Genomic DNA, 12,127 nt, shown 5'->3' with positions numbered 1-12,127 from the left:
TCACCACGGCATCACCACGCAGTCCCCCACGGAGTCTTGAAGGCGCGGGCCACGCGGTGTCGGCGCGAGGTTGGTCGCAGCTCGAATTTCCAGGTTGCTGACCCACCCAGCGGAGGATCCGACCATGGACAGGTACCTGCTCGAAGCCAGACGCTTGCCGATGGACGGGGGCCACGCATCGCCCTCGACCATTGATGATCTGGAGGATGCGGCGTCCATATACCTGCGGAATCGGCCGGCACTCCTCAAGATCGCCCATCGCATCCTCGACAACGAGAACGAGGCCGAAGAGGTGGTCCAGGAGGTATGGCTGCGACTGCAGCGCGCCGATCGAACGTCTGTACGATCCCCGCAGGCGCTGTTGCGGACGATCACCGTCAGGTTGGCGATCAACTCGGTTCAATCGGCTTACAGACGCCGGGAACAAAGTGCCACCCCTTGGCTTCCGGAGGCGTTGGACCCGGGCCCCGGCCCGGAATCAGCAGCCGAGCAGCAAGACACCGTGGAGCGAGCGGTCTCGCTGCTTCTGGAGACGTTGACACCTCCGCAGCGCACAGCGTTCGTCCTCCGGGAGGGGTTCGGTTATCCGTACGAGCGGATTGCCGGCCTTCTGCATCTCAGCGTCGCCAACGCCAGGCAGCAGGTCACTCGCGCACAGCGGCGACTGGGCGCGAAGCGTCACCGGCAACCGGTGGACTCCATCAGCCATCGCCGTCTTGTGCAGGCCTTCCTCGCGGCGGCACAGGGAGGCGACCTGGACCGCCTGGAGCGGGTCCTCCTGTCGGAGACCGGCCCGACAGTTCGAGCCGCGAGGACGGCCGGGGCGCGGGCGGCGTAAGAACGTGGTCGGACTCATCGGCGCCGTTTCTGGTCTACCCCATGGATTGATTACCGTCCCTTTTCTTAGAGACCCGGGGCGTTTGCAGTGTCGACCGGACTGAGCCAGCGATTTCCCCCTTGAAGGGGGGCTGACATCAGGTTCACGCAGAGAGGCACCTGGTCGCGCCCTTGACAGGCCGTAGGTGTCTCCGTGGTCACCCCGTGGAGAGCCCCTGGGGCCGGTCCGTCAATCAGTCAGAGCACCGTGTGCAGGAGCCGGCGAGAAGTGATGTTGAGTTTGGCGTACACCTTGCGCAGGTGCCATTCCACGGTGTGCGGGCTGAGGAACAGCTGTGCGCCGATCTCGGTGTTGGTGAGCCCCGCACGGGCCAGCTGCGCGATCTGCGTTTCCTGGGGGGTCAGCGTCGCCGCGGCGACACCGGTCCGCCGGGTCACGGTCTCGCCGGCGGCCCGTAGTTCACGGACGGAGCGCTCGGCGAACGCGCCGGCGCCGAACTGACTGAAGAGGGTGTGCGCCACGCGAAGTTGCTCGCGGGCGTCGACGCGGCGGTTCTGCCGGCGCAGCCATTCGCCGTACACCAGGTGTGCCCGTGCCAGATCCGTCCTGACCCGAGTACGTCCGAGTCGCTCGATAGCCTCGCGGTAGAGCTCTTCGGCAGAGTCCTCCTGGCCGAGCAGAGCCTGCGAGCGTGCCTGAACCCCCAAGGCCCAGTCCGTGCCCGCGGCTTCGGTGGCCCGGGTCAGTTCGGCCAGTGCGGCCTCGGCCGCCTCACGGTGACCGCTGCGAACTGCGGCCTCCACCAGTTCAGTCAGTCCCCAGTTGTATACGGCGACATCCTGCGGGTGCGCGCTCGCCTGACGGGCGGAGTCCAATGCCTCCTCGTATCGGCCCAAACCGTTGTAGAGCACTGCTGCGGCCCGATGGCCGACGGACAGGCCGGCGCCTTCACCGCGATTGATGGCCTCGTCCTGGCTGGCCCTGATAAGCGTTACGGCCTCGCGTTCCCTTCCTTGCCAGGCGGCGAGGGTAATCGTTCCGTAGGGCGTGAAGCTGTTGCTGCCGGCGGCCTCCTGGACGCTGAGGCTCTCCGCGAGGAGTAGTTCCGCCGCGTCCAGTTCACCGGCGAACGTGTGGACGACTGACCGTGAGTGGAGCGCGAGGGGCAACTCTGTCAGCGCGCCGACGGTGCGGGTGGTCTGCACATGGCGTGTCGCCAGCTCAGTCCAACCTTCGTCGTCCCACATATCGGCAGCGAGGGCGCCGCCCAACCATGACCAGCGCAGGACCTGCTCGGGGTCGGTCTCCTGACGGAGCCCGGTCACCACGTCACGCGCGCCGGCGACGGCGGCACGGTACCCACTGGTGAACCGGGGGGCCAAGGCGTCCATGAGAAGGTCGACGTTGCGTGACAGCCGTGTGCCGGACGGTGACGTCCTCTGCGCTGCTTCCGCCACCTCTCGCACCGTCGCCCCGACAGCGAGGCGCCCTGCGAACATGGCCGCTGACACGGTGTCCAGAAACGTCTCGCGAGCCAGGTCGACGTCGAGCGGGACCAAGCGCTGCGCGGCGGCCAGCAGGAGGGGGAGCGCTTCGGCGCCGCGGCTGCCGACGAAGGCGATCTGAGCGTGGGTGAGGTGCACGCGAGCGCGACCGGTCTCGTCCAGGACTCCGCTCTCGGCGAGGGACAGCAGATCACGCGCAGCGGCTGGTGCACCGGCCCGAAGCTTCGCTTGAGCTGCCGCGAGGGCGCGCGTCGCTTTCCGTTGTGGCTGCGGAGACAATACAGCCGCGTGTGCGAGAAACGCCGCGGCCGCGGCGGTGCCGCCGCGCGCCTGCGCCCGCACGGCGGATGACTCCAGTTCGGCGGCGATCGCCTCGTCGGGCCGCACGGTTGATCGTGCCAGGTGCCATGCACGACGGTCGGGATCGTGGCCGGGGTCGGTCACCTCTGCCAGGACGCGGTGGATCTCTCGCAGCTCCGCGAGATCGGCCGACCGGTAGATTGCCGAGCGCAGAAGCGGATGCTTGAAACGCACCAGAGCACTGATGTCGAACAGCCCCGCTGCCACTGCCGGGGCTGCCGCTTCAGGACCGATGTCCAGGAGCGCCGCTGCGCGTCTGAGGAGTGTCACGTCGCCGATCGGTTCGGCGGCGGCTGCCAGCAGCAGTCGCTGCGTCGCGGGCGGAAGCGAGCGGACCCGCTCGAGGTAGCTCCGCTCGATGCGGCCGGTCACCGGCCCGGGGTCCGGCAGGCCGAATCCGTCAAGGGGTTCCGTCTCTTCCCGGCTGTGCGGAAGTTCCAGAAGCGCGAGGGGGTTGCCGCGGGCTTCTGCGAGGATTCGGTCGCGGACTCGCTCGTCCAAGGGACCGCCGGCATCCGAAGCCAGAAGCGCGAGGGCGTCGCTGTTGTCGAGGCCGTCGATCGTCAGTTCAGGCAGTCCGGCGAACTCGTCGCGTGCCTTCAGTTCACGCGTGGCGAACACCAGTGCGAGGGGTTCAGCGAGCATCCGCCGTGTCACGAAGGCCAGAGTCTGTGCGGACACCCGGTCGAGCCACTGCGCGTCGTCCACCAGGCAGAACAGCGGCTTTTCGGCGGCCACCTCGGTCAGCAGTCCGAGCACGGCGAGACCGACCAGGAACCGGTCCGGTGGTGGGCCGGTGCTGACCCCGAACGCCGTGGTCAGCGCTTCTCGCTGCGGGAGCGGAAGGGAGGCGGCGTGACCGAGGAATGGCGCACACAACTGGTGCAGGCCTGCGAACGGGAGTTCCATCTCCGACTCGGCACCCGCACTGCGGGCGACGCGGTATCCGGCGACGTGCCCGGCCAGATGATCGAGCAGAGCGGACTTTCCTATTCCGGCCTCACCGCGTAGGACAAGAGCTGAGCTCTGTCCGGCCTCGACTTTCGACGCCAGCTCTTCAAGCGCATTGCACTCGTGGCGCCGACCGCGCAGTTGCTTACGACCCTGTCCGCTCACCTTGACCCCCGTAGGCGAGCATAACAACGCCGTAGTCGATCAAGGCCGAAATGATGATGTCACGGTGAGCTCCGGTTCTGTGCAGCCGGTCACGGCACAGGCGCGGTCATACCCTTCAGCGGCCAACGGCGGCTGACACCCACATGCAAAAGCACGCCCGCGCCCAGGGCGTTCACGCAGACATGGGACACCCATCCCTCGGCACTCGAGGTTGTCCAGGTGAGCGTGCCCGCATAGGTGATCAGCCCGCCGAAGAGCCCGGCACCCACAACCACTGAGACAAAGAGAGTCGTCGCCCGCTCCCACGACGCGGACATCCCGGAGCGGAAGGCTCCCTCGAAGAGCATGGCCACCAGCAGCCCGGCTGCGCTGAAACTGGTAACGGTGGCAAGGATGGTACGTGCCGCCACGCCGAACAAACCGTCGAGCAGTGCGAAGCTGAACGCCGTGCCGGCGAACACGAGCAGATTCCCCAGAGTGATCCGAAGCCATCGCCGGCCGAGTTCGTTCAACGGCCAGCCACGCCAAACGATGAAGAACCAAACCTGCCATGCCCCGCACAGTGCGAACACGGCACTGAGGTCCTCGTGCGAGAAGGGACCGTCCTGACTGATCAGGCCGGAGCCCGCCGGCGCGTGAAATGTGTACGCCGTGTACTGCACGAGGAGAGCCAGCCCCCAGGAGAGTGCCAGCGCCGCGAAACCCGCGACCAGCCTGGGCAGTCGCTTGAACGGCCAGCCCTCGCACACGAGGGTGAGCTGCAGCATCGCGGTGAAGACCGTGAGTCCCAGCGGTATTGCGGCGGGGTACAACGGTGTGCTGCCGAGTTCCGGGGTGGGGTCGAAGAGACCGGACACGTCGAAATGGCCCACGATCATCTGGCCGACGGCAGCCAGGGCGACACCCGCCGCTGCAATGAGAAGCGTGTCCACAAGGGCCGACCAACCAGGGCGCAGGGTCGAACCCGGCCAGTCCTCCCACCAGAACGCGACCATGGAGAGAACCGGCAGTGCGAACGTCATCAGTGGCGAGAGGATGACCACTGCGCTCTCGGCGCCGTCCGGTCCGAAGGCGAGCAGTGCGGCCAGTGGAACGACTACCAATAGTCCGGCAAATCCAAGACCCGGCTGGGCGGCGAGGCGTGCACGTTCGGCGTCGAGGAAGGCCTCGGAATGCCGGAGCCGGGGGGTCGTTATCGTCGGCTGGTCGGGCAGCCTCTGGAACCAGATGCGTCTCGCGAAAGTCCCGCGCCTGGATTGGACCTTTGATGTATCCATGAAACGCACCAAGAGATGTTGTTCCGTGTGTCCCTGCCGTCGAGTATCGGCCGTGCCCCGGTAAATCCGCAGACAGGGACGGACTTTGAACGGCCGGGCTGCCCGACCATAGAGACCGAGTGCCTGCCCCAGGTGTGACACCGTGTTGGCGAGCGGCCAGCGCGTAAAACTCGTCCCTCCCGCCGTGGTGTCACAAACAGGTGCTCTGAGTGGTCCTCTGCTGGGGGAGTTGGCGTGCGGTGGGCCAACGTGCCGGAGGAATAAGGGCGCCTGAAGGATGGTGCTGCAAGAGGGAGAGGGAGCCGCAGTGATCGTTCCTGTGGAGAAGCAAGTGCGTATTGCGCTCGCCAGGTTCGCGCAAGCGCGGATCGAGTACGACATCTGTCCCACGGGCCGGACCAGCCGGGCTCTGGAGGACGCCAAGTACACGCTGTGTGTCATGACCGGAGTGCGCACCGCCGAGCAGGCGCTGATTGCGGCGGACACACTGTTGCAGCAGTACAGCACTCGCCGGAGGGGAAGCGACCGCCCCGACCGGCCCGATCGCTGAGGGGTGGCCTGGCACCCGTGCCGCTGGGTCGAGAAGGATCGTGGCCTCGCGGACAGATCACGGCACTGATACCTTCCGGTCCGTGGCATCGTTGTCACAACTCGCCTGGCTGGCCTGTCATGTTGGCATCGGCGCCTCCGGACCGTTCCAGCGATTGGGCTGCTCGACCGCCCGGCGGTGGCTTCTTCGACAGGTTTTCAACCGCATAAGGATCAGCATCTTGCACAAAAGAAGAGTGCGGCTCCGTCCCTCGGTCGTCCTTGCGATCGGCGCGCTGGTAGCAGGGGGCCTTGCTACCGTGCCGTTCACCGCGCTGGCCGACGGTGCCGGCGACTCCCACGGCGACTCCCGGCAGCAGGACTTCACAGCGGCAGCCGCCGAGTACCACGTTCCCGTCAGCGTCCTGCTCGGCGTGGCCTACCAGGAGTCGGGGTGGCAGTCACACGGCGCACAGCCCAGCACCGACGGCGGTTTTGGGCCCATGCACCTCACCGACGTCACCCCGGCCATGCTCGCCGGCGGTGACGCGGGTGCCGCGGGACGCAGTGACCTTGCCTCCCTCGCCTCGAATCCGGCCCTGCACACGCTGCAGGCTGCCGCCAAGCTCACCGGACAGAGCCCGGAGACACTGCGGAAGGACCCCGCAGAGAACATTCGAGGCGGTGCGGCGCTCCTTGCCTCCTACGCGAAGCAGGTAACTGACGGCACGCCGGAAGATCCGTCGCAGTGGTACGGCGCTGTGGCCCGCTACAGCCAGTCGACCCAGAGGCAGGGCGCCGTTCGCTTCGCGAACCGTGTCTACGGCACCATCCGCAGCGGAGCTGCCCGTGCCACCGAGGACGGTCGGGTCCAGCTGAAAGCCAGCCCTTCGGTGCGGACCGCGGATGCGCAGATCGACGAGTTGCGGCTCAAGGCCACGACAGACGCCGCCACTGAATGTCCGTCGACCGTGGCCTGCACGTTTGTCGCCGGCTCTCCGGCCGGCGGCCAGGTCTCGAACCGGCCCGCCAACGGCATACGGATCGACACCATCGTGATCCACGACCTGGAGGGCTCCTACGACGCCGGGGTCGCGGGACTCGCAGACCCGAAGAACGTCGCCTCGACGCACTATGTGATGCGGTCCTCGGACGGCGCGGTGACGCAGATGGTGCCCACGAAGAACATCGCCTTCCACGCGGGCAACTACTCCACGAACCTGCACTCCATCGGTATCGAGCACGAGGGATACGCCGTGCAGGGCGCGACCTGGTACACCGAGGCGCAGTACCAGGCCACGGCCGACCTCGTGACGTACCTTGCGGACCGTTTCGACATCCCCCTGGACCGTCAGCACGTCGTGGGCCACGACAACGTTGCCGGGCCGAACTCCTCGCTGGTGTCCGGCATGCACTGGGACCCGGGCAACGGCTGGGACTGGGACCACTTCATGCGCCTGCTCGGCCGCCCCATCAGCGGACTGCCCAGCGTCCCGTCCGAGGGCTCGGTCGTATCCATCGACCCGCCCTTCGACGACAATGTGCAGACGGTCCAGGTCTGCCCGTCCGACGATCCGACCGGCGCCACGACGTCCTGCACGGACAAGCAGCAGGCGTCGAACTTCGTGTACCTGCGCACCGCTCCCGACGCGCAGGCACCTCTCTTCGGTGACCAGGCGATCCATGGGACCACTGCCGGCACGAATCGAATCAACGACTGGGGCAGCACCGCACAGGCCGGCCAGCAGTTTGTCGTCGCCGAGGTTCAGGGCGACTGGACTGCCGTCTGGTACAGCGGCGCCAAGGTCTGGTTCCACAACCCCGCGGGCAAGAACACCCGGCCCGTCTACGGCGTGAAGATCATCAAGCCCGCAGGCACCACACCCGTGGCCGTCTACGGATCCAGCTACCCGGACAAGTCCGAGTACCCCGCCGGTCTGGGCGCGTCGACGCAAGCACCGTTGAGCATGTACTCGGTCCCGGCGGGCCAGGCCTACGTCGCCACCCAGCCGGCGACAGCCACCGACGACTACTTCGCCTCATCGGGAACGGTCGTCATCGGCAGCAAGAAGATGTACACCATCCAGTACAACCACCGCGTGGCACTCGTCTACGCCAATGACGTCACCGCGACCACCGCCACGCGGCACTGGGAAGACAACTAGACCGTGTCTGCGGGAACTTCGACCGCGTGACACAAGCACGTCCGACTGCCGCCAGCAAGGTCATCCTGCGGTGATCATGCTGGCGGTGGCTTCGTTCACTTCCAGCACCGACGTCACCGCGCAGAGGTGGGAGGCGTACGGGACGTCGGCCTCGCCGGCAAGCACGCAGTCGTGGGGGGATTCCCGGCAAACCGGCCGGGATGCTCCTTCACCCCGGTTGTCGGCGGTGTCGGGCCGATGACCATTGCCGTCCTGCTCGCGCAGACCGTGGAAGCCGCCGCGAAGCGGCTCGGCGCGCGGCCCCCCACCCACGCGCCGGCCGCAGCCGCCTTCCACGCACCGGATCCATTCAGGCCGGCCCACCCCCGGCACCCCGGCATCCCGGTGCCGACACCCCGTGGAAGTCGGCACGGCCCCGTAAGAAGGAGAAGGGGAAGCCATGGCAGACCGAGCAGCACTGGCAGCGTTCCTGCGGGCGCGCCGAGAGTCACTGCAGCCTGAGGACGTGGGTCTGCCCCGTGGACGTCGCCGGCGCACGGGTGGACTGCGCCGCGAGGAAGTCGCGGCACTGTGCGACATATCAGTCGACTACTACGGCCGGCTCGAACAACCGCGGGGCCCTCACCCGTCTGAGCAGGTGCTTGCCGCAATAGCCCGAGGTCTGCATCTGTCGTTGGCAGAGCGAGATCATCTGTTTTGGATCGCCGGCCACACCGCACCTCGCCGGGTGCGGCGCGGTGACCACATCAGTCCAGGAATGATGCGCATCCTGGACCGTCTGGAAGACACCCCCGCCCAGGTGATGAACCACCTTGGCGAAACTCTGAAGCAAACACGGCCCGCGGTTGCGCTCCTGGGCGACGAGACCGCCTACACGGGCTTGGCGCGCAGCGCCCACTACCGCTGGTTCACCGACCCGGCCTCCCGGCTCGTACATCCCGAGAGCGACCACGCCGCACACAGCCGTCTGATGGCAGCGGACCTCCACGTCGCCTACACACACGACGGCGAGAACTCCCGTGCCGCGAAGCTGGTCGACGCACTCAGCCAGGAGAGCACCGAATTCGCCGCACTGTGGCACGAACACCTCGTGTTGGGGCCCCACTGCGCCTCCCAACGCTTTCTGCACTCACAGGTCGGGGCGCTCGAACTGCACTGCCAGACGCTCGTGGACCCGGAGCAGTCGCAGCGGCTCGTCGTCTACACAGCGGTACCGGGCACGGAGAGCCACACCAACCTGCAACTCCTGTCCTTGCTGCCCATCGCGGAGGGGACGGCGAGTTCGGTCAACCCGGCCCGCCCCTGGTGAGGACCTTCGCGGGGACTGCTGTCACAGATGCGGCGGCGATGCTGTCAATACGTACAGCACGACCGTCCACGACGTTCTCCTGCGAGAGACGCGGGCTGAAGGAAGTGCCAAGACAGGCAGGCGATGAAGCGTGATCAGCAAGCAGAACAAGGTCCAGGTCTTCCGGATCACCGCGGCGCGGAAGGGGCTGAACGAGGACGTCCGCGGCCGGCAGCGACGCTACGTCATTGCCATGTCGGTGCGTACGGTGTCGGTGATCCTGGCTGCCACTCTGTGGAACGTCGAACGGCCCGTTGCGCTTGTCGCGCTGGTCCTCGGTATCGGCCTGCCCTACATCGCCGTCGTCATCGCCAACGGCGGCCGCGAGAAAGCCCCGGCACCCCAGGCGTCGTTCGTCCCCGCACCGTCCCGTCTCGTGATCGCTCCGCCGCGGAACGCGGGTTCTGCGGCGTCGGCCCCCGAGGACATGGCCACCGAGGACATGGCCACCGGGGCGCCCACGACCTTGCGATCCGAACCGAATGATGCGAACTGAGTGGCCCCGGACGACCGTCACTTGGTCGCGGTGACGTCTTCGCCGATACCGTCGGCGGCCGCCACGGAGAGCAATGCTGCCATCAGGTGCGGAAACCGGGTGTCAAGGTCGGTACGGCGCAGTTGGACGAAGCAGCGGGTGCCTTCCTGACGGGTGCGGGTGATGCCCGCGTCCCGCAGGACTTTCAGATGGTGACTCAAGGTGGATTTACCCACGGGTGTCCGCAGTTCTCCCCAGCCACGTTCCTGGCCATCGGACAGTAGCCGCACGAGACCGAGCCGGATCGGGTCGCTGAGCGCGCCGAGCACGCGGATGAGCGTGATGTCGCCGGGGTCGGGGTGCTGCGGGTCTCTCATACCCACATGTTAACGTCAATCGACATTCGACGAACATCGAACATCGAACATTGGAGTTTGCTGTGTCCGCACCAGAGCCGATGAACAGTCACTTCGCTGATCAGGTCGTGGTCGTGACCGGAGCCGGATCGGGGATCGGACGCGCGACCGCGGCCATGTTCGCCGGCGCGGGCGCTCACGTCCTGGGGGTCGGCCGCCGACCGGACGCCCTCGCGGAGAGCGCCGCGCAGCATCCGTCCATCGTGCCGTTTTCCGTCGATGTCACCCAGGACGACGCACCCGAGGCGGTTGTCCAGGCCGCCCTCAGCCGGTGGGGTCGCATCGATGTCCTGGTCAACAACGCCGGAGCGTTCGCCGCGATGCCGCTGGAGCAGGCCACAGCGGCCCGTATCACCCAACTGCTGGCCGTCAACGTCGTCGCGCCCAGCCTGCTGGCCGGCGCGGCCTTGCCGTATCTCAAAGCCTCTCGCGGGGCGATCGTCAACGTCTCCAGCACCTTCGGGCACCGACCTGCGGCCGGTGCCGGTCACTACGCCGCGTCCAAGGCCGCGCTCGAACAGCTCACCCGCAGCTGGGCCCTGGAGCTGGCGTCCGACGGTATCCGGGTCAACGCAGTGGCCCCCGGGCCGACCGAAAGCGAAGCCCTGACCGCCGCCGGTCTCCCGGACGCGGCCATCAACCAGATCAAAGCCGACGAGGCCGTACGAATCCCGCTGGGCCGCCGCGGTGACCCCGCTGAGATCGCCGCTTGGATCCTGCGGCTCGCAGGCCCCCACACCGCTTGGCTCACCGGGCAGGTGCTCACCGTCGACGGCGGACTCGAACTGTCCTGACGCCTCAATGCGACCACCCTGGGCCCCAGTGCTTACCCGTTTCCGATGGGAGACGGGTTCCGGGGGAGCGGTGGGTGATCAGCGCCGTGGGTCAGCGAGGCGCTGCGGTGGCTCCGTCGATGAGACGATCGGCTGCCGCGTCGGTACGGGCGACGTCATGGGTCACAAGGCGGTCCTGGCACAATCCGCGCAAGCCGGAAACAAGCAGCGTGGCTGCGGCTCGTGCCTGCTCCGGTGGGTGGCCCAGCCGGACGTACGCGGCGGCGATGGGCCCGATCACGACCTCAACGGTGTCGGCGGCCAGCTCGCCGTACTGCTGCGGGTCGGTGACGGCCAGGCTCAACAGCTGCAAGAGCATACGAATCGGTCCGGACTGCTCCCCGACGGTCATCGCCTCCCACAACGTGCGGGCGGCCCGACGCAGGTCGGCGACGTCGTGGACGTCGTCGAACATCGCACGGGCATCGGGTCGGTTGGCGATCAGTGCCTGCGCCAGCAGATTCTCACGACTGCCGAAGTAGTACAGAAGCATGCGTTTCGTGGTGCCGATGGATTCGGCGAGCGGGCTCAGCGACATCTGCGCGAGTCCGTGGTCCTGAAGGTGCGCCACCACTTCCCGCAGCAACTCGGCGCGCTTTTCGACATTGACCGGTCGAGGCATGCCCCGGACTGTACCGGTCGGTACGCATGGGGTCGCGCTGTCGGTGTCCCGACTGATCAGGGCACTACCGTCACCGGCCACCGCCCGGCGCGCACCAACCGAACCGCGAGCGAGCCTACGATGCGGTGTCCGGTGTGTGCCGACGCGCCCACTACGATCGCGTCCGCTTCGAGTTCGTCGGCCACCCGGACGAGCTGTCCGTATGGGTCGCCGTCTACGGCGACGAAGTCGATGTTCATGCCGACATGCCCGGCGCCTTGCTGTATTTCGCCCCTGACCTCCTCGGTGATTTCCCGCAGTGTGCCGCGCAACTCCGCCTCGACCAGCGGAGCGAGGTGTGCCGTGACCGGTGGATGGGCGACGTGGACGGCGACCAACCGGGCTCCTTGGCGGCGCGCGAGCCCTGCCGCGTAGGCGGCCGCCCGCAGTGAGGTCGGCGAGCCGTCCACGCCGGTGACGATGGTGCTCGGGCCGTCGCCGGCCGGTCGGTGTGCTGGCGAAGTATCCACCGGACCATCATCCCTCGGCCGGGGCGACCGCGACGTCCATAGCCGTCAAATTCGAACCTGAGTCGCGCCCTGTGCCGGGGGCTACGGGCCGGCGGCGGGAAGGCCTGCCCGCAGCCGGCACTGTGAAATGAGCCC

General features: G+C 67.5%; 11 protein-coding genes and 1 pseudogene. 7 read left to right on the top strand and 5 right to left on the bottom strand.

Annotated elements, in window-relative coordinates; translation table 11 throughout:
- Positions 1–124 precede the first annotated feature (124 nt).
- Positions 125–838, top strand: coding sequence for a sigma-70 family RNA polymerase sigma factor (locus tag QF027_RS14615; RefSeq protein ID WP_307074943.1), 714 nt, complete (start codon positions 125–127; stop codon positions 836–838).
- 236 nt (positions 839–1,074) lie between these two features.
- On the opposite strand, the gene QF027_RS14610 is transcribed toward QF027_RS14615, so the two are convergent.
- Both QF027_RS14610 and QF027_RS14605 read right to left on the bottom strand, forming a co-directional pair.
- Complete coding sequence (locus QF027_RS14610; RefSeq protein WP_307074941.1) at positions 1,075–3,819, bottom strand: AAA family ATPase; 2,745 nt, start codon at positions 3,817–3,819, stop codon at positions 1,075–1,077.
- An 89-nt stretch (positions 3,820–3,908) separates the two neighbouring features.
- Complete coding sequence (locus QF027_RS14605; RefSeq protein WP_307074939.1) at positions 3,909–5,105, bottom strand: hypothetical protein; 1,197 nt, start codon at positions 5,103–5,105, stop codon at positions 3,909–3,911.
- A gap of 298 nt (positions 5,106–5,403) precedes the next feature.
- Here QF027_RS14605 and QF027_RS14600 point away from each other — a divergent pair, with 298 nt between their 5' ends.
- From QF027_RS14600 to QF027_RS14580, 5 genes and pseudogenes are all read left to right on the top strand, one after another.
- On the top strand, positions 5,404–5,646 hold the full coding sequence (locus QF027_RS14600; RefSeq protein WP_307074938.1) for a DUF5133 domain-containing protein: 243 nt from the start codon (positions 5,404–5,406) through the stop codon (positions 5,644–5,646).
- Positions 5,647–5,866: 220 nt separating this feature from the next.
- Complete coding sequence (locus QF027_RS14595) at positions 5,867–7,789, top strand: N-acetylmuramoyl-L-alanine amidase (RefSeq protein ID WP_307074937.1); 1,923 nt, start codon at positions 5,867–5,869, stop codon at positions 7,787–7,789.
- 210 nt (positions 7,790–7,999) lie between these two features.
- Positions 8,000–8,083 (top strand): annotated as a pseudogene (locus QF027_RS14590) (bifunctional 5,10-methylene-tetrahydrofolate dehydrogenase/5,10-methylene-tetrahydrofolate cyclohydrolase); the annotation flags it as partial.
- A gap of 145 nt (positions 8,084–8,228) precedes the next feature.
- Complete coding sequence (locus tag QF027_RS14585; RefSeq protein WP_307074935.1) at positions 8,229–9,098, top strand: helix-turn-helix transcriptional regulator; 870 nt, start codon at positions 8,229–8,231, stop codon at positions 9,096–9,098.
- A 133-nt stretch (positions 9,099–9,231) separates the two neighbouring features.
- A complete protein-coding gene (locus tag QF027_RS14580) occupies positions 9,232–9,633 on the top strand; it encodes a DUF3099 domain-containing protein (RefSeq protein ID WP_373432106.1) in 402 nt (133 codons plus the stop codon).
- 17 nt (positions 9,634–9,650) lie between these two features.
- Here QF027_RS14580 and QF027_RS14575 read toward each other — a convergent pair whose 3' ends face one another.
- Positions 9,651–9,989 carry an ArsR/SmtB family transcription factor gene (locus QF027_RS14575; RefSeq protein WP_306982241.1) on the bottom strand — a complete coding sequence of 113 codons (339 nt, stop codon included), beginning with the start codon at positions 9,987–9,989 and terminating at the stop codon, positions 9,651–9,653.
- Positions 9,990–10,051: 62 nt separating this feature from the next.
- Between QF027_RS14575 and QF027_RS14570 the strand changes: the two genes are divergently transcribed.
- Positions 10,052–10,822: an SDR family NAD(P)-dependent oxidoreductase gene (locus tag QF027_RS14570; protein ID WP_306982243.1), complete on the top strand. Its 771-nt coding sequence runs from the start codon at positions 10,052–10,054 to the stop codon at positions 10,820–10,822.
- A 91-nt stretch (positions 10,823–10,913) separates the two neighbouring features.
- Here QF027_RS14570 and QF027_RS14565 read toward each other — a convergent pair whose 3' ends face one another.
- On the bottom strand, positions 10,914–11,483 hold the full coding sequence (locus QF027_RS14565; protein WP_307074932.1) for a TetR/AcrR family transcriptional regulator: 570 nt from the start codon (positions 11,481–11,483) through the stop codon (positions 10,914–10,916).
- A gap of 56 nt (positions 11,484–11,539) precedes the next feature.
- Positions 11,540–11,992 carry a universal stress protein gene (locus QF027_RS14560; RefSeq protein WP_307074930.1) on the bottom strand — a complete coding sequence of 151 codons (453 nt, stop codon included), beginning with the start codon at positions 11,990–11,992 and terminating at the stop codon, positions 11,540–11,542.
- Positions 11,993–12,127 lie beyond the last annotated feature (135 nt).

The sequence above is a fragment of the Streptomyces canus genome (assembly GCF_030816965.1).
Lineage (GTDB): Bacteria > Actinomycetota > Actinomycetes > Streptomycetales > Streptomycetaceae > Streptomyces > Streptomyces canus_E.
This window is presented reverse-complemented; position numbering and strand designations above follow the sequence as displayed.

Excerpts from the sequence above, each read along its gene's own strand:
- QF027_RS14615 (WP_307074943.1), top strand. The coding sequence starts at position 125 with ATGGACAGGTACCTGCTCGAAGCCAGACGCTTGCCGATGGACGGGGGC.
- QF027_RS14585 (WP_307074935.1), top strand. The coding sequence starts at position 8,229 with ATGGCAGACCGAGCAGCACTGGCAGCGTTCCTGCGGGCGCGCCGAGAG.
- QF027_RS14575 (WP_306982241.1), bottom strand. The coding sequence starts at position 9,989 with ATGAGAGACCCGCAGCACCCCGACCCCGGCGACATCACGCTCATCCGC.
- QF027_RS14565 (WP_307074932.1), bottom strand. The coding sequence starts at position 11,483 with ATGCCTCGACCGGTCAATGTCGAAAAGCGCGCCGAGTTGCTGCGGGAA.